19 protein-coding genes and 4 tRNA genes are annotated in these 19344 nt (G+C 72.2%); 12 read left to right on the forward strand and 11 right to left on the reverse strand.

All coding sequences use genetic code 11. From position 1 onward, the window contains the following. Positions 1-64: 64 nt before the first annotated feature. The gene (locus tag FHX45_RS00360; protein ID WP_167095933.1) at positions 65-658 is read left to right on the forward strand and encodes a TetR family transcriptional regulator; all 594 of its coding nucleotides are present in this window, start codon (positions 65-67) and stop codon (positions 656-658) included. A gap of 55 nt (positions 659-713) precedes the next feature. On the opposite strand, the gene gabT is transcribed toward FHX45_RS00360, so the two are convergent. Further along, positions 714-2042, reverse strand: a complete 1329-nt coding sequence (gabT, locus tag FHX45_RS00365) for a 4-aminobutyrate--2-oxoglutarate transaminase (protein ID WP_167095935.1) — start codon at positions 2040-2042, stop codon at positions 714-716. Between the two features lie 77 nt (positions 2043-2119). On the opposite strand from gabT, the gene FHX45_RS00370 reads away from it, so the two are divergent. After that, positions 2120-2992, forward strand: coding sequence for a LysR family transcriptional regulator (locus FHX45_RS00370; protein WP_167095937.1), 873 nt, complete (start codon positions 2120-2122; stop codon positions 2990-2992). A 63-nt stretch (positions 2993-3055) separates the two neighbouring features. Here FHX45_RS00370 and FHX45_RS00375 read toward each other — a convergent pair whose 3' ends face one another. From FHX45_RS00375 to FHX45_RS00395, 5 genes are all read right to left on the reverse strand, one after another. Then, on the reverse strand, positions 3056-3574 hold the full coding sequence (locus tag FHX45_RS00375; RefSeq protein WP_167095939.1) for a hypothetical protein: 519 nt from the start codon (positions 3572-3574) through the stop codon (positions 3056-3058). A 165-nt stretch (positions 3575-3739) separates the two neighbouring features. Further along, positions 3740-3811 (reverse strand) — tRNA-Val (locus FHX45_RS00380). Position 3812: 1 nt separating this feature from the next. After that, a tRNA-Cys gene (locus tag FHX45_RS00385) sits at positions 3813-3883 on the reverse strand. A gap of 25 nt (positions 3884-3908) precedes the next feature. Further along, a tRNA-Gly gene (locus tag FHX45_RS00390) sits at positions 3909-3981 on the reverse strand. Between the two features lie 115 nt (positions 3982-4096). Next, positions 4097-4522, reverse strand: coding sequence for an SsgA family sporulation/cell division regulator (locus tag FHX45_RS00395; RefSeq protein WP_167095941.1), 426 nt, complete (start codon positions 4520-4522; stop codon positions 4097-4099). Positions 4523-4906: 384 nt separating this feature from the next. On the opposite strand from FHX45_RS00395, the gene FHX45_RS00400 reads away from it, so the two are divergent. Together FHX45_RS00400 and FHX45_RS00405 are read left to right on the forward strand one after the other, a co-directional pair. Beyond that, positions 4907-4978: transfer RNA gene (locus FHX45_RS00400), tRNA-Val, on the forward strand. 1230 nt (positions 4979-6208) lie between these two features. Then, complete coding sequence (locus FHX45_RS00405) at positions 6209-6856, forward strand: methyltransferase domain-containing protein (protein ID WP_167095943.1); 648 nt, start codon at positions 6209-6211, stop codon at positions 6854-6856. Positions 6857-6933: 77 nt separating this feature from the next. Here FHX45_RS00405 and FHX45_RS00410 read toward each other — a convergent pair whose 3' ends face one another. Then, positions 6934-7842, reverse strand: a complete 909-nt coding sequence (locus FHX45_RS00410) for a LysR family transcriptional regulator (RefSeq protein WP_167095945.1) — start codon at positions 7840-7842, stop codon at positions 6934-6936. Positions 7843-7960: 118 nt separating this feature from the next. Between FHX45_RS00410 and FHX45_RS28275 the strand changes: the two genes are divergently transcribed. Both FHX45_RS28275 and FHX45_RS00415 read left to right on the forward strand, forming a co-directional pair. Further along, a complete protein-coding gene (locus tag FHX45_RS28275) occupies positions 7961-8086 on the forward strand; it encodes a hypothetical protein (RefSeq protein WP_279588831.1) in 126 nt (41 codons plus the stop codon). A gap of 18 nt (positions 8087-8104) precedes the next feature. Further along, a complete protein-coding gene (locus tag FHX45_RS00415; protein ID WP_167095946.1) occupies positions 8105-9337 on the forward strand; it encodes a CynX/NimT family MFS transporter in 1233 nt (410 codons plus the stop codon). A gap of 22 nt (positions 9338-9359) precedes the next feature. Here FHX45_RS00415 and FHX45_RS00420 read toward each other — a convergent pair whose 3' ends face one another. Together FHX45_RS00420 and FHX45_RS00425 are read right to left on the reverse strand one after the other, a co-directional pair. After that, positions 9360-9890 carry a GtrA family protein gene (locus FHX45_RS00420; protein WP_167095948.1) on the reverse strand — a complete coding sequence of 177 codons (531 nt, stop codon included), beginning with the start codon at positions 9888-9890 and terminating at the stop codon, positions 9360-9362. A 64-nt stretch (positions 9891-9954) separates the two neighbouring features. Continuing rightward, complete coding sequence (locus FHX45_RS00425) at positions 9955-10509, reverse strand: TetR family transcriptional regulator (protein ID WP_167095950.1); 555 nt, start codon at positions 10507-10509, stop codon at positions 9955-9957. A gap of 108 nt (positions 10510-10617) precedes the next feature. Here FHX45_RS00425 and bioB point away from each other — a divergent pair, with 108 nt between their 5' ends. Genes bioB through FHX45_RS00440 form a run of 3 tightly spaced genes read left to right on the forward strand, consistent with a single transcriptional unit; the run spans position 10618 to position 14079 of the window. Beyond that, complete coding sequence (gene bioB / locus FHX45_RS00430; protein ID WP_167095952.1) at positions 10618-11679, forward strand: biotin synthase BioB; 1062 nt, start codon at positions 10618-10620, stop codon at positions 11677-11679. Continuing rightward, on the forward strand, positions 11672-12943 hold the full coding sequence (locus FHX45_RS00435) for an adenosylmethionine--8-amino-7-oxononanoate transaminase (RefSeq protein WP_167095954.1): 1272 nt from the start codon (positions 11672-11674) through the stop codon (positions 12941-12943). Before bioB ends, FHX45_RS00435 begins: the two co-directional genes overlap by 8 nt. After that, positions 12940-14079, forward strand: a complete 1140-nt coding sequence (locus tag FHX45_RS00440) for an 8-amino-7-oxononanoate synthase (protein WP_167095956.1) — start codon at positions 12940-12942, stop codon at positions 14077-14079. Before FHX45_RS00435 ends, FHX45_RS00440 begins: the two co-directional genes overlap by 4 nt. 169 nt (positions 14080-14248) lie before the next feature. Here the strand turns inward: FHX45_RS00440 and FHX45_RS00445 are convergent, their stop codons facing one another. Both FHX45_RS00445 and FHX45_RS00450 read right to left on the reverse strand, forming a co-directional pair. Further along, positions 14249-15088 (reverse strand): DUF4097 family beta strand repeat-containing protein, encoded by an 840-nt coding sequence (locus FHX45_RS00445; RefSeq protein ID WP_167095958.1) that lies wholly within the window; start codon positions 15086-15088, stop codon positions 14249-14251. A 70-nt stretch (positions 15089-15158) separates the two neighbouring features. Further along, the gene (locus FHX45_RS00450; protein WP_167095960.1) at positions 15159-15683 is read right to left on the reverse strand and encodes a YlcI/YnfO family protein; all 525 of its coding nucleotides are present in this window, start codon (positions 15681-15683) and stop codon (positions 15159-15161) included. Positions 15684-16034: 351 nt separating this feature from the next. On the opposite strand from FHX45_RS00450, the gene FHX45_RS00455 reads away from it, so the two are divergent. Genes FHX45_RS00455 through FHX45_RS28510 form a run of 3 tightly spaced genes read left to right on the forward strand, consistent with a single transcriptional unit; the run spans position 16035 to position 19301 of the window. After that, complete coding sequence (locus FHX45_RS00455) at positions 16035-17549, forward strand: sugar transferase (RefSeq protein WP_167095962.1); 1515 nt, start codon at positions 16035-16037, stop codon at positions 17547-17549. 25 nt (positions 17550-17574) lie between these two features. After that, complete coding sequence (locus FHX45_RS00460) at positions 17575-18231, forward strand: PIG-L family deacetylase (protein WP_167095964.1); 657 nt, start codon at positions 17575-17577, stop codon at positions 18229-18231. Then, positions 18228-19301 (forward strand): methyltransferase domain-containing protein, encoded by a 1074-nt coding sequence (locus FHX45_RS28510; RefSeq protein ID WP_167095966.1) that lies wholly within the window; start codon positions 18228-18230, stop codon positions 19299-19301. The genes FHX45_RS00460 and FHX45_RS28510 overlap by 4 nt, the downstream gene beginning before the upstream one ends. The last annotated feature ends 43 nt before the right edge of the window (positions 19302-19344 follow it).

Raw genomic sequence — 19344 nt, forward strand, 5'->3', positions numbered from 1 at the left:
CGGGTACCAGGCACCGTAGATGCGGAGACGTGCCCCGGTCAAGCAGCTGGGTTAGGTTGACGGCGTGACCGACGGCGACGTGGCAGCCACCGGGTTCCGCGACCGGCTCCTGCAGGGCATGGCGGCCGCGCTGCGGGAGCGGGACTACCACGAGGTCACCATCGCCGACGTCGTCAACCACGCCCGCACCTCGAAGCGCACGTTCTACGAGCAGTTCGGGAGCAAACAGGAGTGCTTCGTCGAGCTGCTCCGGGAGACGAACGCCCGGATGGTGCGCGACATCGCGGCCGCGGTCGAGCGGGACGCCCCCTGGCAGTCGCAGGCGCGGCAGGCGGTGGAGGCGCTGATCGGCTCGATGAAGCGCGAACCGGAGCTGTGCCTGACTTGGATGCGGGCCGCACCCTCGCTCGGCGAGGCGGGGCGTGCGCTGTCGCGGGAAACCATGGACTCGTTCGTGACGCTGATGCGGACGCTCGCCGACACGCCGGAACTCCGCGCGGCGGGCGTGATCCCGCCGTCGCGCCAGCTGGGGATCACGCTGTTCGGCGGGTTGCGCGAGCTGATCGCGACCACCCTGGAGGAGGGTGGCGACCTCGCCGGCACGGTGGAGGTCGCGACCGAGGTCGTCACGCTGATCATGGGACCGCGGTCGCGCTGAGCCCGGCCGGCGCAGCCGACCGGGTGGGGTCCGGCCCTGGCGAGGGCGGTGACGGCTAGCCCGCGAACGCCTCCCCGAGCACGTCCATGGCGTCGTGCAGGAGGTCGTCGCCGATCGTCAGCGGGGGCAGGAAACGCAGGACGTTGCCATGGGTCCCGCAGGTCAGCACGATCACGCCGCGCTCGTGGGCGGCCGTCGCGACCGCCTTCGCCAGTGCCGGGTCCGGTTCGCCGGTGCCCGGGTGCACCAGCTCGGCGGCGATCATCGCTCCCCGGCCGCGCACGTCGCCGATCCGCGGATCGGCCAGCCCGCGCAGCCGCGTGGTCAGCAGCTCGCCGATCTCCTGGGCCCGCGTCACGAGCCCGTCGGTCTCGATGGTCTCGATGGCGGCCAGCGCGGCAGCGCAGGCCAGCGGATTCCCGCCGTAGGTGCCGCCCAGCCCGCCGGTGTGCACGGCGTCCATGATCTCCGCGCGGCCGGTCACCGCCGACAGCGGCAGGCCACCCGCGATGCCCTTGGCGGTCACGATCAGATCGGGCACCACCGCCTCGTGCTCGCAGGCGAACCAGTCACCGGTGCGGGCGAAGCCCGTCTGCACCTCGTCGGCGACGAACACGACCCCGTGCGCGCGGCACCACGCGGCCAGCGCGGGCAGGAATCCGGGCGCGGGCTCGATGAACCCGCCCTCGCCCTGGATCGGCTCGATCACCAGCGCCGCCAGGTTCGCGGCGCCGACCTGCTTGTCGACCACGTCCAGTGCCCGGCTCGCCGCGGTCGCGCCGTCCAGGCCGCCGTCGCGCAGCGGGTAGGACAGCGGCGCCCGGTAGACCTCCGGCGCGAACGGCCCGAACCCGTGCTTGTAGGGCATGTTCTTGGCGGTCATCGCCATCGTCAGGTTGGTGCGGCCGTGGTAGGCGTGGTCGAACACCACCACGGCGTTGCGGCCGGTGTGCGCGCGGGCGATCTTCACGGCGTTTTCCACCGCCTCGGCGCCGGAATTGAACAACGCGGTGCGCTTGGCGTGCTCGCCCGGGGTGAGCCGGGCGAGCGCCTCGGCGACGGCGACGTAGCCCTCGTAGGGGGTGACCATGAAGCAGGTGTGCGTGAACGCGGCGGCCTGAGCGCGCACCGCGTCGACGACCCGCGGCGCGCTGGCGCCCACGGTGGTGACCGCGATGCCCGAGCCGAGGTCGATCAGGTGGTTGCCGTCGATGTCGACCACGATGCCGCCGCCGGCCGCGGCCGCGAAGACCGGCATCGTCGTGCCGACCCCCGCGGCGACCGCCGCGGTCTTGCGCGCCATCAGTTCCCGGGACTTCGGTCCCGGGATCGCCGTCTCCAGCCGCCGCTGCTGCCGGATACCTGTCTGGGTGCTGGTGGTCATGCCCCAGTGTCGGAATGACCCGGTCATGCTGTCCAATACTTGATTGGCAGGATTTCAATGCCTGGGAGGCATCAGCAATGGAGTTGCGTCACCTGCGGTACTTCGTGGTGACCTGTGAGGCCGGCACGGTGAGCCGCGCGGCGGAGCTGCTGCACATCACCCAGCCGAGCCTGTCCCGGCAGCTGCGGCAGCTGGAGGACGAGCTGGGTGCCGGGCTGTTCGACCGGGCCGGGCGGCGGATGACGCCGTCGCGGGTCGGCCGGGCGCTTCTCGGCAGCGCGCGCGACGTGCTGGCGCGCGCGGACGCGCTGAAGACGGCGGCGACGTTCCACGCGCACGGGCGCATCGACCGCCTCACCGTCGGCGCGCCGACGGTGACGCTCACCGACGTGGTGGCCCCGTTCCTCGCGACGCTGGCACCCGAGGACCCGACCACCGACGTGCTGGGCGCGGACGGCCTGTCCGCAGTGGACACGCTGGCGCGCGGGGCCGACCTCGCGATCGCCACCGCCGCACCGCGCGCGCCGTACCGGTCGCGGCGGCTGGCCGTGCTGCCGGTGTGGGCGTACGTGCCGGCTCGGCACCCGTGGTGCGACCGGGAGGCCGTGGCGCTGGAGGAGGTGCTGGCGGAGACGGTGATCATCCTGCCGCCGGCGTTCACGGCACGGCAGGCCCTGGACGCGGCACTGCTCGCAGCGGGTACGACCTACGCGCGGGTGATCGAGGCCGCGAACGGCACGGTGGCGCAGGCGCACGCGGCCGCGGGCCGGGGAGTGGCGCTGGTGTCGGACGATCCGCGGTTCGGGCTGGTGCCGCTGCGGGTCCACGCCGGGCACCGGCAGCTGGAGATCACCCTGTTCGCGGCATGGGATTCGCGGCACGAGGCGGCCGCGACGCTGGAGGCGTTCGCGCGCCGCCTGGGCGGCTTCGTCACCGCCCGGTACGGGTGAACCGGGCAACTGTCCACAGTGAACGGCTGCTCGGCCGGGTCCGGCGGCCCGGGCTCCGTGTGGTCAGGCCGCCTGCGCGGTCCCGCTGCCCAGGCGGGTCAGCAGATCCGCCCGGTGCAGGTCCGCCACGGGGGAGAGCAGGTCGGGGTGCCGCAGCAGCACGGCCGCCTGCCGGTCGCGCCGGTCGGGGTCGGTGAGGCGGCGGAAGTCCGGCGCGAGACCGGCGGTGTGCACCGAACCGGTGACCGTCGCGATCGCCGCCACCGCGAGGCCGCGGTCGGCGAGCAGGCACGCCGCCCAGCTGGCCACCACCTCGTCCACCCAGGTCCGCCACCCGGCGTCCTCGCCCGGCACCGCGTGCACGCCGGTGACCCAGTCCAGGCGGCCGGACCCGCCGGGACCGGTGACGTCCAGCAGCCCCGCGTCGAGCGCCGTCGGGTACCGCAGCCACGCGGCGACCGTCGCGGCCTGGCGGCACTGCGCCTCGGCGAGGGCGCCGCTGAGGGCACCGCGCTCCGGTGGGTACGCGCGCAGCAGCCACTGCGCGGTGGCCGCGATGACGGACGACAGGTCGGCGGGCACGGGAACACCTTCCGGGACAACACGGGGATCTGGGGCACGCTAACAGCCGGCCGCGGCCGTTCCGATGCGCTTTTGCCCCACGTCACAGCGGCTATGAGAGGTGTCACGCCGAAACGACCAGTGCCCCGCCGGTGACGGATCACCGGCGGGGCACTGGTCGGAGAGTGCGCGATACTGGGATTGAACCAGTGACCTCTACCGTGTCAAGGTAGCGCTCTCCCGCTGAGCTAATCGCGCGAGGTGGAGACGGGATTCGAACCCGTGTACACGGCTTTGCAGGCCGTTGCCTCGCCTCTCGGCCACTCCACCGTGCGGGCCCGAGTGGGCACCTCCGAGCGGACGACGGGATTCGAACCCGCGACCCTCACCTTGGCAAGGTGATGCGCTACCAGCTGCGCTACGTCCGCCTACCTGACTCCGGGATCCGGTGTGGTCCCCGTCGCCGTGGTGTGAGAGAACAATATCCGACCCCGGAACCCGCGAAAACAGGGGGGTGGGTGTTCCCGCCCGCCCGCACGGGTGCTATCCAAGATCGTTGGGGATCAGGTGGGTGAGGGCCTCGTCCATGTCGACCCACAGGTGCTCGTTGCCGGGGAGCACCACGTCGTAGGTGCGGTCCAGGAAGTCGGCGAGTTCCTGGGCGGAGGCCTCGAACACCGCGTGCCCCGACGGGGAGTTCAGTTCGATCATCACCGACTCGGGGTCCTCGACCGACGGGCGGATCCGGACGTCGCCGTCGCCCGCCTCGGCCAGCAGGCCGTCGGCCAGCAGGTCCCGGGCGAACACCCATTCCACCCAGCCGGCGCGGCCGGTGCGGAACGCCGCCACGACCGCGTACGGGTCGCGGGTGTCGTACCGCAGCTCCACCTTCACCGGCACGGCCGGAGCGCGCGGGGCCAGGAGGTCGAACACCGCCGTGGAGCGGAGCGTCACGTGGTCGTTGCGCATCGTCTTACCTTTCGTCTCCCTTCACGGCCCACTCGGCCGAGCTTCGAGTGTGAGACGCGCGAACCCACCGTCTCGCATCGCGAGTCGCCCGTGCTTCACCCGGACGGGTCCGCGGCACCTCTGTCCCACTCGCGCTCGCGCGATACCAGCCCGGGGGACGGTACCGCTGATCGTCTACCCACACATACTGCTCGGTTCAACGCATGCTGGACAGCGTCGCATTGCAGCGTGACATGTGACCTGGCTCGCCCCGGCGGCGGGGGCACCCGCGGTCACCTCGGGTTTCTCCGCTGCGTGTCGGGTCCTATCCGCAGCGTGGAGCGCAAAGACCACCCGTTTGCGGTGCCCCGGCCGCGATCCGCTAGAGTCCTTCGCAACGAACAGGGGCGATTAGCTCAGCGGGAGAGCGCTTCGTTCACACCGAAGAGGTCACTGGTTCGATCCCAGTATCGCCCACCGCATGTTTTCGCTGTTCAGGCGGCCTGTCGACGACCATCGTCGGCGGGCCGTCGGCGTTTGCGGGGAGCAGATGGGGAGCACGGCGTGCTGACCACCTTCGCGAATCCGACGAGGTCAACGCGGCATCCCGCACACGACCTGGGTCTTCGTCCCAGCTCCATCCCCCGTCCCGCTCCGCGTACCAGCAAGAGGATGCGCGGCACGCCGTCTTCGACCCGCCGGCCACCGCTGCGCCAGGGGCCGGCGGCATGACCACTCGCCGGGGAACTTCGCGACCCGAGCCGCGGCTGGGCACCACTCAACCAGGAGATGTCTTTCCGTGGTTTACGTCACACCCACGAGGCGTGGCGGGGCGGACGAAGGCAGGTCACCTGCGCCGCCAGCTTCCAGCCGGGGGAGACCAAGGTTGACGTCCCGTTGCAGCGGGCTGTCGCCATCGTCAGGTTGACCGTCCGGAGCACCCATCGCGACGCGTCGGCCTGACCAGAACTCCCGAGCAGGCCGGAGCGATCTACCTCGCGACCGTGCGCTCTCCGGCGCCTGGCAGCGCACCGGACCGCAGCCACCCCCGGTGTGTTTGACGATTTTTTTCGCATGAGAGGTATTGCTCCGTAGTCGGTGATGGCGTTGGTTGGCGGTGTGCCGATGGTCCGGGCAACGGAGTACCGGCCCGTGGCTTTCGAAACGTTCGCAGATATTTCTTACCGGGTCGTCTACCGCGTCCGTGAAAACCTCTGGTGATGACCAGCCTCTATACGGATGGCAACGGCGCCTGGTCGTCGCCCACGTACTCCACCTTGGTTGGCCGTGCGGTTGCCGCATCGATTTTCTCCGGGAGCGGGTGGAGGCTGGCGAGACGCAGTTGAGTGATTCGCGCCGCCGCGATCTGACGAAATTCTTCAATAAGGTTGCCACGGCGTTCGGATTTGTTCCCATGATTGAGTTCAGCGGAGAGTCCTGTTGGCTGACTCCAGCTGTGGTTGCTCCACTGCGCACTGTTTTGTCGCCGACCTACCGTCCTGGAGAGTGATGAAGGTTGCTCGTACCGTTACCCGCGCTGCCAGTGCTGGCTGCTGGTGAGCCCGCGTTTGACCTAGCGGTTCACCGGGGGCCTCACGCGCGGCACGGTCGGCGTCGGGGCGAGCCCGACAGGTCATGCGGATGCCGGCCCAGCACGATAAGACCAGCGCCGTCCCGGGGGAGCTGCCCCGGACTAGGGTTGCCGCGGTGACCGACTCCTCCGTCCTGCACGACACCCGCGCCGCCTACGACGCCGTGGCGCCCACCTACGCCGAGCTCTTCAGCAACGTGCTCGAGACCCTGCCGATGGAACGCTCGCTGCTGGCCGCGTTCGCCGAACTCGTCCAGGCCGACGGCGCGCGACCGGTCGCGGACCTGGGTTGCGGCCCCGGCCACGTGACCGCGCACCTGCACGCGCTCGGGCTGGAGGCCTTCGGCGTCGACCTGTCCGCCGAGATGGTCGCGCTGGCCCGCCGGGCGCACCCGCACCTGCGGTTCGACGAGGGGTCGATGACCGCGCTCGACCTCGCCGACGGAGTCCTCGGCGGCATCCTCGCGTTCTACTCCATCATCCACACCCCACCGCAGCACCTGCCCGTCGTGTTCGCCGAGTTCGCGCGCGTGCTGGCACCCGGCGGCCACCTGCTGCTCGGCTTCTTCGCCGGCGACGACCCCCGACCGCAGGAATTCGACCACAAGGTGACGCTCGCCTATCGATGGTCGCCGGACAGTCTCCTGGACCTGGCGCGGCAGGCCGGTTTCACCGAAGTGGGCCGGATGCTGCGCGAGCCGTACGCGCACGAGCGGCAGTTCCAGCACTGCCAGCTGCTGGTCCGCAAGCCGGGCAACCCCTGACGGCCGGCGCGCCGAACCGGCCACAGTAGACACTGGTTCGTTGTTCAGTGGCTTGCGCCGGCGCGGTTCGCTGGGATTCAGACGGTGAGCAGCGCCGGGGCCAAGCCCGCCAGTTCCTCCAGCACCGCGGCGATCGCGGGGTTCGCGTGACCGCCGCGCCGGGTGACGGTGAGGATCTTGCGCCGTGGCTCGTCCACGCAGGGGATCCGGACCACGGCGTCGTTCGCCGGCACCCGGGCCAGCCGGGGCACCAGTGCCACGCCGAGCCCGTGCGCGACCAGTGCGATGGTGGCGTCCCAGTTCAGCGCGTCGTGTGCGGCATCCGGGGTGAAGCCGGCCGCGCCGCACGCGGCCAGGACGTGCGTGCGGCAGGTGCAGGGCGCGCTCGGCACGATCCACGGCTCCTCGGCGGCCTCGGTGAGGTCCACGCGCTCCCGGCCGGCGAGCCGGTGGCCGGGAGCGACCACCAGGTCGAACGGGTCGTCCACGAGCGGCCGCTGGTCGAACCGGGCGCGGTCGCGCGGCGGTTCGTCCGGGGTGGCCTCCACCACGGCCAGGTCGACCTCCCCGTCGAACAACAGGTCGAAGCTGTGCGCGGCCTCGGCCTCCCGGAGCCGCGGGACGAGGCGGGGATAGCGGTTGGTCAGCGCCGCCGCGGCCGGGGCGAGCAGCGCGCTGAGCGCCCCCGGGAACCCGGCCATCCGGACCAGCCCGGCGGGCTGGTCACCGTCGGCCCGCAGGTCCTGTTCGGCCAGTTCCCAGCGGGCCTGGATGTCGTCGGCATGGGCCAGGAGCCGTTGTGCCGCGGAGGTCAGCCGGACCCGGCGGCCCTGCGGCTCGAGCAGCGCCACGCCGAGCTCGCGGCTGAGCTGGCGGATCTGCTGGGATGCTGCGGACGGGGTGAAGTGCAGGGCCTGCGCCGCCGCGGTCACCGTCCCGTAGTGGTCCACGGCGCGCAGCACATGGAGGCGGCGCAGGTCAATCATGTAGTCGATTCTTCACGGTCATGGGCGGAAACGCAACCTGGACCTGTCTGGATCGTCGCGCAACCCTGGAGTTGAGGCCGTCCGCGGGGCGGCGATGACAACCCCGGGAGGTGTCCCGATGAGCACGGTGTGGATGTCCCTGTTCGCCGAGGCCGTGGTGGCGACGGGTGCCGCCGCCGCGCTGACCCGCTGGTCGGCCCGCCGGTGCCGCCCGAGCGCGAACTCCCGCCGGACGTGCCGGTAGCCGCAGGACGAAGGTGACATGACTTCCGCTTCCCCTACCAGAAGGTCCACGCTGATCTGGACCCTGCTCGCCCTGGTGCTGCTGTCGCTCAACCTGCGGGCGGCCATCACCGGGGTGCCCCCGGTGCTGAGCCGGCTCCAGGAGGGTTTCGGCCTCAGCGGCGTCGGGGCCAGCGTCCTCACCACCCTGCCGGAGCTGTGCGTGGGCGTCTTCTCCGCGCTCGCCCCGGTGCTCGCCCGCCGGATCGGCACCGAGACGGCGATCGCCGCGGCACTCCTGGTGATCACCGTCGGGCTGCTGCTGCGCGTGGTGTCCGCCCAGATGGCGCTGTTCGCCGGGACCGTGCTCGCCGGAGCCGGGATGGCCACCGGCAACGTGCTGATTCCCGCGGTCATCAAACGGGTGTTCCCCCACCGGGTGGGCTCACTCACCGGCTTGGCGATGATGCTGCTGTCGGTCGGCGGCGCGGCCGGCGCGGGGCTGGCCGTCCCGCTGGAACACGTGGGCGGCTGGCGGCTGGCCCTGGCCGCGTGGGCGGTCCCGGCCCTGGTCGCGGCCCTGGTCTGGGGCCCGCTCGCGCTTCGCGGGCGCAGGGAGCTGCCGGACCGCGCGCCCGAGCCGGCCGCGGAGGGCACACTCCTGCGGTCGCCGCTGGCATGGTGCGTGATGATCTTCATGGGCATGACGTCGCTGATGTTCTACACGCTGACGTCCTGGCTCCCGGAGATCATGCAAGGCCAGGGGTTCACGCCCGCCACCGCCGGGATGATGAACTCGGTCATCATCATCATCGGCATTCCGCTCGGCTTCGTGGTCCCCGTGCTCGCCGCGCGGCTGCGCGACCAGCGGCCGCTCGTGCTCGGGGTGGTCGTGCTGATGGGGGCCGGGCTGGCCGGCCTGCTCCTGGCGCCGCGCGCCGGATGGGTCTGGGTCACCGTCTTCGGGGTCGCCACGGGCTCCGCGTTCCCGATCGCGCTCACGCTCCTCAACCTGCGGTCGGACACGCACGCGGTCACGGCACGGCTGTCGGGGATGGCCCAGTCCGGCGGGTATCTCCTCGCCGCGTGCGGGCCGGTCACCTTCGGGGTGCTGCACACCCTCAGCGGTGGCTGGAAGATGTCGATCTGGCTGCTGGTCCTGCTGCTGGTACCCGAGCTCGGGTGCGGCCTGGTGGCGGCGCGGCCCGGCTTCGTGCGGCTGCGCACCCGGCGGCCCGCCGACCGGACCGGAGTCGGTGCGGGCGTGGGATGAACCCGCCCCGCTCGGCTCCCGTTCAGCGGTGCGTCTTCTCCGCGGCCGGTTCCGGCCGGCGCGGCCGCTCGACCTCGTCGGGGAACACCCACTTCTTGAGCGCCCACCACCGGAAGACCATGGCCACCAGGGTGCCCAGGATGATGCTGCTGATGAAGTCGGCCACCTCCTGTGTCAGCAAGCTGACGGCGGGCGCCTGCAGGCCGAGCAGGTAGCGGGACACGTAGAGGGGTACCGCGTTCAGCCCCGCGGCCAGCCCGCTGACCGCGAAGAACAACGCGGCCTCGTGACGGCGTTCCCGGCCGCCCCGGGACCGGAACGACCACTCGCGGTTCAGGACGTAGGAGAGGATGGTCGCGACCAGAGTGGCGATGATCAGCGCGGTCAGCGGCTTCGTGCTCAGGATGGTCAGCTTGAGGCTGTAGTTGACCACCACGGTGGCGATGAAGCAGACACCACCGACCATCAGGAACTTCAACAAGGCGCGGTGCCGGATCAGCACGCTGCGAATCGGTCCCGGAAGGATCTTGAGCAGCTTCCCCACCAGCGCCATCCGGGTAGTCTAGACCACCTGGCCGCCCCCCACGTGCCGGGTCGCTGGCTCTCCGGCTGCGGATTCAGCGGTGCACTTTGGACCGCAGGCCGTCGAGCAGCAGTCCGATACCCGCCTCGAAGTCGCCGTGTCCGCCGGGCTCCCGGTCGATGGCGCCCGCACTGGCGGCCTGCAGCGCCGCCTGCTCCTCGGCCGTGTGGCCGAAGACGAGGTGCAGCAGGGCGCGGGTGCCCACCTCGACGAGGTCGCCGGGCAGGCCGGCCTCCCGCAGGGTCGCGCGCAGCTCGGTGGCCGGTTCGCTGGCGCCGAGGCCGAAGGTGTGGGCGGTGGCGACGACGTCCGCGCCGTCGCGGTAGGCCAGCATCGCGTCACGCAGTTCGCAGCAGATCTCGGCCACCCGCCGGTCCCACGCCACGGCACGGCGCTCGCGCTTGCCCCGGGCCAGGATCTCGTCGGCGAGCGCGGCCAGCAGGCTCTGCTTGTTGGGCACGTGGTGGTAGAGGGCGCTGGGTTGCAGACCGAGTTCGGCGGCCAGACGGCGCATGGTGAGCGATTCCAGCCCGTACTCGTCGAGGACCGCGAGAGCGCGTTCCACGACATCGCGCCGGTGGTAGCGCACGCCGACTCCTCCCGTTGACCCGCCGGACGGGCTCAGTGTAGCGTCGGCGCCGCTAATCGAACACCGTTCAGGTTGTAGTTGAACCATCACACTGGGTCAGGAGTAGGGATGAGCTCCAGGTTCGAGCAGCTCGCCGACGCGGTCCTCGCCGGGACCGACGCCACACCCGGGGACGCCCTCGCCGTGCTGCGGGCACCGGACACCGACGTGCTCTCCGTCGTCGCCGCGGCGGGCAGGCTGCGCCGCACGTATTTCGGTAACACGGTGAAGGTGAACTACCTGGTGAACCTGAAATCCGGGCTGTGCCCGGAGAACTGCAACTACTGCTCGCAGGCGCTGGGCTCGGCGGCGCCGATCCTCAAGTACTCCTGGCTGTCCACGGAGGAGGCGATGAAGCAGGCCGGCGCCGGGATCAGCGGCGGCGCCGCCCGGGTGTGCCTGGTCGCCTCGGGCCGCGGACCGTCCAATCGCGACATCGACCGGGTCGCCTCGATGGTCGGCGCGCTCAAGGAGGAGCACCCGGGCGTGGAGGTGTGCGCCTGCCTCGGCCTGCTCTCCGACGGGCAGGCCGAGCGGCTGAGGACCGCCGGGGTGGACGCCTACAACCACAACATCAACACGGCCGAGAGCAACCACCACACCATCGTCCAGACCCACACCTACGCCGATCGGGTGGACACCGTCGAGAAGGCGAAACACGGCGGGCTCTCCCCGTGCTCGGGCCTCATCGCCGGGCTCGGCGAATCCGACGAGCAGCTCGTCGAGGGGTTGTTCGCGCTGAAGGAACTGGACGCGGACTCGATCCCGGTCAACTTCCTGATGCCCTTCGACGGCACGCCGCTCGAACGCACCTGGGAGCTCACCCCGCTGCGCTGCCTGAAGATCCTCGCGATGGCGCGGTTCGTGTGCCCGGACAAGGAGATCCGGATGGCCGGCGGCCGCGAGATGCACCTGCGGTCGCTGCAGCCGATGGCGCTGCACGTGGCCAATTCGCTCTTCCTCGGCGACTACCTCACCTCCGAGGGCCAGGCCGCCGAGGCCGACCTGGAGATGATCCGGGACAACGGTTTCGTCGTGCTGGGCTCGGACACCGGCCGTGCCCGGACCGGACGCGTCGATCCGCCGATCCGGCGCCGCGGAGCCGGCACCGGCCTGGTTCCCAATGCCTGAGCCGAGGTCGCCCGAGCAGCTCCTCGCGTTCGACCGCGAGCACCTGTGGCACCCGTACACGTCGATGACCGACCCGGCGCCGGCCCGGCTGGTGACCGGCGCCGCCGGGAGCCGGATCACCCTCGACGGTGCCGGCGACGTGGTCGACGGGATGGCGTCGTGGTGGTCGGCCATCCACGGCTACCGGCACCCGGCGCTCGACGAGGCGGTGCGCCGCCAGCTCGGGCAGATGGCGCACGTGATGTTCGGCGGTCTCACCCACGAGCCCGCGGTCGAGCTGGCGTCCCGGCTGGTCGGCCTGACCCCCGCCGGGCTGGAGCACGTGTTCCTCGCCGACTCCGGATCGGTCGGCGTCGAGGTCGCGATGAAGATGGCGCTGCAATACCAGCGCGGTACCGGCCACCCGGAGCGGACCCGGTTCCTCACCGTCCGCGGCGGCTACCACGGCGACACCTTCGACTGCATGAGCGTCTGCGATCCCGACGGCGGAATGCACACGATGTGGTCGGACATCCTGCCGCAGCAGGTGTTCGGTGAGCGCCCGCCCCGGCACGACGAGGACGTCGACGCGTGGGCGGCGGGTTTCCGCGCCCTCGCGGCGGAGCACGCCGGCGGTCTCGCCGGGCTCATCGTGGAACCGCTCCTGCAGGGCGCCGGCGGCATGCACCCCTACCCCGCGCGGTGCCTGCCGGTGTTCCGCGAGGTCGCCGACGAGCACGGCCTGGTGCTGATCTTCGACGAGATCGCCACCGGCTTCGGCCGCACCGGCACCCTCTTCGCCGCCGAGGCCGGGAACGTGGTTCCGGACGTGCTGTGCGTCGGCAAGGCGCTCACCGGCGGTTACCTGTCGCTGGCCGCGACGGTGTGCACCAGTGAGGTCGCTCGTGGACTGTCCGCCAGCGACTCCGGTGTTCTCATGCACGGCCCCACGTTCATGGGTAACCCGCTGGCCTGCGCGGTCGCCTCGGCGAGTCTGGACCTGTTGTCCACACAGGACTGGGTGGGCGATGTGCGCCGGATCAACGCGGGTTTGCAGGCGCTGTCCGCGATCGACGCCGCCGACGTGCGCGTGCTCGGCGCGGTCGGGGTGGTCCAGCTCGACCACCAGGTCGACGTCGTCAAGGCGACCGAGGCGGCGCTGGCCGAAGGCGTGTGGATCCGGCCGTTCCGCGACCTGATCTACACCATGCCGCCCTACGTGTGCACCGACGACGACATCGCCCGGATCTGCGCCGGGATCGCGGCCGCGGCGGCGGTCGCATGAGCACCTGGGCGGACTGGCTCGCGGCGCAGCGCACGGCGCGGGAGGCCGCGGGCCTGCAGCGCGTGCTCCGGCCGCGGGCGGCCGGCGACGACCTCGTCGACCTGGCGAACAACGACTACCTGGGGTTGAGCGGCCATCCCGGTGTCCGGCGGGCGGCGGCCGACGCCGCACTCCGGTGGGGTGCCGGTGCCGGTGCCTCCCGTCTGGTGACCGGCACGACCACCCTGCACGCGGAGCTGGAGCGCGAGCTGGCCGGGTTCACCGGCCGCGACGCGGCGCTGGTGTTCTCGACCGGCTACCACGCCAACCTGTCCGCGGTGACCGCGCTCGCCGACCGGGACACGTTGATCGTCTCGGACGCCCACGTCCACGCGTCCCTGATCGACGCCGCCCGGCTGTCCCGCGCGGCGATCCGCGTGGTGGCCCACAACGACGTCGCCGCCGTCCGGGCGGCACTCGCCGCGGCCGGGGACCGGCGAGCGCTCGTGCTGACCGAGTCGGTCTTCTCGGTTCTCGGCGACACCGCGCCACTGGCGGAGCTCGCCGAGGTGTGCGCCGCCCACGACGCCCTGCTCGTCGTCGACGAGGCGCACGGGCTCGGCGTGCTCGGCGACGGCGGCCGGGGCGTGCTGCACCGCCTGGGCCTTCACGACCATCCGCACGTCGTCATGACCGCCACACTGTCCAAATCGCTCGGTGCCATGGGCGGTGCGGTCCTCGGTTCCGCCGCGCTGGTCGACCACCTCGTCAACCGGGCACGCCCGTTCATCTTCGACACCGCACTGGCGCCGGCCGCCGCGGCGGGAGCGCTGGCGGCGCTGCGCATCCTGCGCGCCGCGCCCGAACTGCCGGCCCGCATCCACGAGCGCGGCGCCGAGCTGGCCGGCCGTCTCGGGGTGCCCCGCTCGGCGGGCGCGGTGTTGTCGGTGCCGATGCCGTCCCCGCGGCGGGCGGTGGCCGCCCAGGCGGAGGCTCTCGCGGCGGGTGTGCGGGTCGGCTGTTTCCGGCCGCCGTCGGTGCCGGACGGCATCTCCCGGCTGCGGATCACCACCCACGTCGGACTCGACGACGCGCGCTGGGCGCGCGCCGTCGACGTCCTGGCCCGCGTGGTCGCGGATAGTGCGGCATTCGTGTGACGCCTGATCGGTCCGGGGTCAGCGTGCGGACTCCCGGTTGAACCACCGCTTCGCGTTCAGGTCGGGACCGTCGAGCACGACGTGGTCGCCGAACGCCTTGCGCAGCCCGCTCGTGGTGATCGCGGGCGGAGTCCGGGTGTGTGGCGTGGGACTCCTTCCGGATGGGGAGTCAGGACCGGTGAACGGTGACTTCGCCGAACGAGGTGTGGCCCCGGACCTCGACGGTTTCGGCGGCCTCGGCCGGTCCGGGTGCCTCGTCGAGCAGGTTGCGCACGTGCCCGGAGCCGGTGTGCACGTCGAGCCAGGCGGCGGTGCCGTCGGCGATGCCGATCTTCAGATCGCCCGTGCCGGTTTCCAGCGTGACCGCGCCGCGGGCCACCTCGCCGAGGCGGATGCCGCCGTTGACGGTCTTCGCCTCCACCCCGGCGCCGGCGCGGTCGAGGACGAGGTCGCCGTTCGCCGTGCGCATCCGCACGTCGCCGGCGACCGTGTCGAAGGTGATGTGACCGTTGGAGTTCTGGGCGACGGCGGTGCCCTCGACGTCGCCCACCCGGACCGTGCCGCTGCCGGTGCGGATTTCCGCGTCGCCCGCGACATGGCCGACCGTGACGTGTCCGGCGGCGGTGACCAGGTGCAGCGGCCCGGTGTGGTCGAGACGGCAGTTCCCGCCGGAGGTCTTGAACCGGACCTCCCCGAGCCGGCCCGTCGCGTGCAGTCCGCCCACCTGCACCTCGCCGGAGATTTGGGAACCGGTGGGCAGCTCGACGGTCACGTCGACCCTCCTGGTCTTGCGGGAGAAGCCGAGCGCGCCGATCTTCGGCCCGCTGATCTGCAGCCGCCCTGCCGCGTACTCGACGCGGATCTGCTGCGCGACCTTCGCGTCGGAGCCGGCGCTCGGGCGCACCTCGGTGACGGTGTCGGCGCGGTCGCTCGCGACGATCCGCAGGTCGCGGACGAAGGCGAGATCGATCGTGACGTCGATCGGGCCGGGGGTGTCGAAAACAGGCATGGGTGTCCCCTCGGGTTGGGTTGGTACGGCGTCCCTGCAGGTGGGGGACGTGTGGTGGGGCTGGGTGCGGTCAGCGCACCCAGCCGGTGAAGCGCTGACGCGCGGGTGTGGAGCTGCGTGGCCCGGAGCTCTGGTCGTGACCGGACCGGCGCAGCGCGGCGGCGGCCGCGCGCACCAACCAGGCGTTGACCGAGCGCCCTTCCCGCGCCGCCGCGTCCTCGACGGCGGCCTTGAGCTGCTCCGGCAGCCGCACGTTGATCCGTGCGGTCGGACCGTCCTCGCTGATCGGCGGCCCGCCCGGCGACGCGGCCTCCGCCGGGTCCTGGCCGGCCGTGCCTCCCGGTGGCTCGGCCACCGGTGTGCTCACGACGAACTCGGGATCGCGTCCGCGCAGGCGCACCTCGACCGCGCCCGGTGCCAGCTCCCGGGTGATCTCGCCCGCGGCGGCCGACAACGCGTCCAGCAGCGTCATCCGGATCGCCGACTCGAGCGATCCGGACAGGCGCTCGACCAGGGCGCGCGTCTCGTCGCCACCCGTTTCGGCGAGGGTGGCGAACTCCCCGCCGAGGCCGTGCACATACGGTGTCAGGTCCATGGCATCACTATGGCACACAAGTGGCATCACCGCAAGGATGCTTGGCATCAACCTGGTGCCATGTGGTGCCAGTACAGCCCTGTGCGGGAAAGAGTGGTCAAATAACCGGCTACCCGCAGTAGTTGTGTGCGCCTGAGCAACGGTCGCCGTCCGGCACCTCGGCGGGCCCGGACCGGGGCCCGGACGGTCGCGAATGCCATGGAGTGGCGTGTAACGCCGCTCCGAATACCACCGACTCCAGGGCAGACGTAGCCCCAGACGGGGTGCGCCGAGCAAAAGGCACGGTTACTCAAGGTAATCGTCGGCGCGGTCGGGGCGCGCCGGCACCAGCCGGACGTCGCGGGAGGTCGGATGGAAGAGCCGGTGCGGAAGCCCACGCCGCTGGGGGAAGCGCTCGTGGGCGCCGAGACCTCAGCGCCCACCCGGCTGCACGCCGTCGGCCCGGCGGACAACGGCACCCCGCGCGCCGCGGCCCAGCCCTGGGAGATCCGGTACCGCGCCGCCGTCATCGCCGGCGACGTGGTCGTCACCCTGCTGGTCGTCGCCGCCGGTGCGCTGCTCATCCTGGACCTCACCGGGCGCCCCTACTTCCTGCATGCCACCGGAACCGCGTGCGCGGTCCTGTGCGCGCTGCCGCTCAACCGCGCGTGGAGCCGGCACGTGCTCGGCGAGGGCACCGAGGAGTTCCGCCGCCTGGGCCGCAGTCTGCTGGTCGCCGGGGTGGTCGTCGCGCTGGCCGGCCTGCTGTTCGGCGCCCTGGACGTGCAGCCGTGGGTCTTCTACGCGGTGCCGGCCGTCGCCGTGCTCGCGTTCCCGTTGCGGTACGGGCTCCGGCAGGTGCTGCACCGGGCCCGCCGCGCGGGGGAGTGCATGCACCCGGTGGTGGCGGCCGGTTCCCCGGAGACGCTGCGGGACCTCATCGACCGGACGCGCAGCGAAACCCACGTCGGCTGGCAGGTGTCGGCCGTGTGCACCGCGACCGGGCAGGGCGAGCACGGCACCGGGGAGATCGGCGGCATCGCCGTGGCGGGCCGGCTCGACGACCTCGCCGACCAGGTGCGCCGCGGCGGGTACCGCGTCGTGGCGGTCACCTCCGATCCGCAGTGGACACCGCAGCGCCTCCAGCAACTGGCCTGGGACCTCGAGGGCACCGGCGCGGAACTGGTCGTGGCGCCGGTGCTGATGGAGATCGCCGGCCCGCGGCTCAACGTCTCGGGGGTGCTGGGCATGCCGCTGCTGCGGGTGTCCGCGCCGACCTTCACCGGTGGGCGGCGGGTGGTGAAGGACGTGGCCGACCGCCTGGGTGCCGCGGCGCTGATCGTCCTCGCCGCGCCGCTGCTGCTCGGCATCGCCGCGCTGATCAAGCTCAACGACCGCGGCCCGGTGTTCTACCGGCAGCTGCGCGTGGGCCGCGACGGCCGCACCTTCACGATGATCAAGTTCCGCACCATGGTCCTGGACGCCGACCGGCTGCGCAGCGGGCTGCTGGCCGACAACGAGGGTTCCGGGCCGCTGTTCAAGCTGCGCCGCGACCCGCGGATCACCCGGGTCGGTGCGGTGCTGCGCCGGTACTCGCTCGACGAGCTGCCGCAGCTGTTCAACGTCCTGGGCGGCACCATGTCGCTCGTCGGGCCGCGCCCCCCGCTGCCGGCCGAGACCGCGAACTACGAGCGCGCCGCACGCCGCAAACTGCTCGTCAAACCCGGCATGACGGGCCTGTGGCAGGTCAGCGGCCGCAGCGACCTGTCCTGGGAGGAAAGTGTCCGGCTCGACCTGCGGTACGTGGAGGACTGGTCGCTGGCCCTGGACCTGGCGATCCTGTGGAAGACCCTGCGAGCGGTGACCGGAGGCCGTGGCGCCTACTGAACGCGGTTCTGGCACGCTTCGGGGAGTGCAGCCAGTCTCCTTCCCCGATCTCCGTGCGGTCGCGTTGCTCGGTGCCCACTGCGACGACGTCGCCATCGGCGCCGGCGGATCCTTGCTCACCCTGTGCGCGCGCCGTCCCGGCCTCGAGGTGCACGCCCTGGTCCTGTCCGGCGGTGGCACCGCACGCGCCGCCGAGGAACACGCGGCGCTGACCGAGTTCTGCGCCCCGGCGCGCGTCACGCTGACCGTCCTGGACCTGCCGGACGGCCGGATGCCCGCGCACTGGGACGCGGTCAAGGACGCGGTCACCGCGCTGCGCGGCCGCGTCACCCCGGACCTGGTGTTCGCGCCGCAGCCCGGCGACCGCCACCAGGACCACCGGCTGCTCGCCGAGGTCGTGCCGACCGTGTTCCGCGACCAGCCGGTGCTCGGCTACGAGATCCTCAAGTGGGACGGCGACCTCGGCCGGCCGTCGGTCTACCAGCCGCTGACCGACGAGGTCGCCGAGGCGAAGGCCGACCTGCTGGCCAAGCACTACCCGTCGCAGCACGGCCGGGACTGGTACACCCGCGACGCGTTCCTCGGCCTGGCCCGGCTGCGCGGGGTGCAGCAGCACACCCGCTACGCCGAGGCGTTCTACGTGGACAAGCTGGCGCTGGCGCTCGGGACGGGGGAGCGGTGACGACCTGCCGTGCATGCGGTGCGACCGACGGGGCGATCGTGCTCGACCTGGGCGAGCAGCCCCCGTGCGACCTGTTCCCGCCGGCCGCCGACCCGGGCCCGGACCCGGTGTGGCCGCTGCGGATGTGGATGTGCGCGCGGTGCGCGCTGGCCCAGCTCGTGGAGGATCCCGGCACCGCGGAGGAACCGTCCGGTGTGGAACCGAAAGCGCTGACCGACCAGGCCGCGGACGCGGTCGGACGGCTGGTGCGCGCCGGGATCGCGCGTCCCGGGGCGACCGTCGCCGAGTTCGGCAGCCCGCACGGCGGCTCGTGGCTGCCGTTGCTGCGGGATGCGGGGATGCGCGAGACGGCCGGGGACGAGCCCGCCGATGTCGTCGTGGACTGCTTCGGGCTGATGCACGAACCGGACCAGCGGGCGGCGATGGCGCGCCGGGCGGCCCGGCTCGCGCCCGGCGGTGCCCTGCTGATGCAGTTCCACTCGCTGGCCGCGATCGTGGCGGGGGGACAGTGGAACGCCCTGCGGCACGGGCACTTCGCCTACTACTCGGTACCCGCCGCGGTCACGCTCGCCGCCTCGGCCGGACTGCGCCCCGGCCGCAGCTGGACCTTCGACCTCTACGGCGGCACGGTCCTGCTGGAACTGCGCCGTGACGCGGAGCCGGACGAGGCGACCACGGCGCTGGCCGCGGCCGAGCGCGCCGCGGGGGTCACGCAGATCCCGGTCGTCGCCGGGCTGGGCCGGGCGGTGGACGCGGGCTGCGACCGGGTGGTGACGCGGCTGCGGGAGCTCGCGGGGCGCCGGGTCGTCGGTTACGGTGCCGCGTCCCGCGCGGTGGTGCTTCTGCGGCGTGCCCGGATCGATGTCGATCTGCTGCCGGAGATCGCGGACATCTCCCCGGCGAAACGCGGCCGGCGCATGCCCGGTACCCGGATTCCGGTGGTCCCGACCGACGCCCTCACCCACCCGATCCCGCATGCCGTCCTGCTGTTCGTCCCCGATCTCGAGCCCGAGGTGCGCGCGGCCTTCCCGCAGCTCGACGGCGACCACTGCGAGTGGATTCTCGGCTGAGGCGGGCCGGGTGAAATGATCGAATAGAGTAATTGATCTAGTG

This window comes from Amycolatopsis granulosa, assembly GCF_011758745.1.
GTDB classification, from domain to species: domain Bacteria; phylum Actinomycetota; class Actinomycetes; order Mycobacteriales; family Pseudonocardiaceae; genus Amycolatopsis_E; species Amycolatopsis_E granulosa.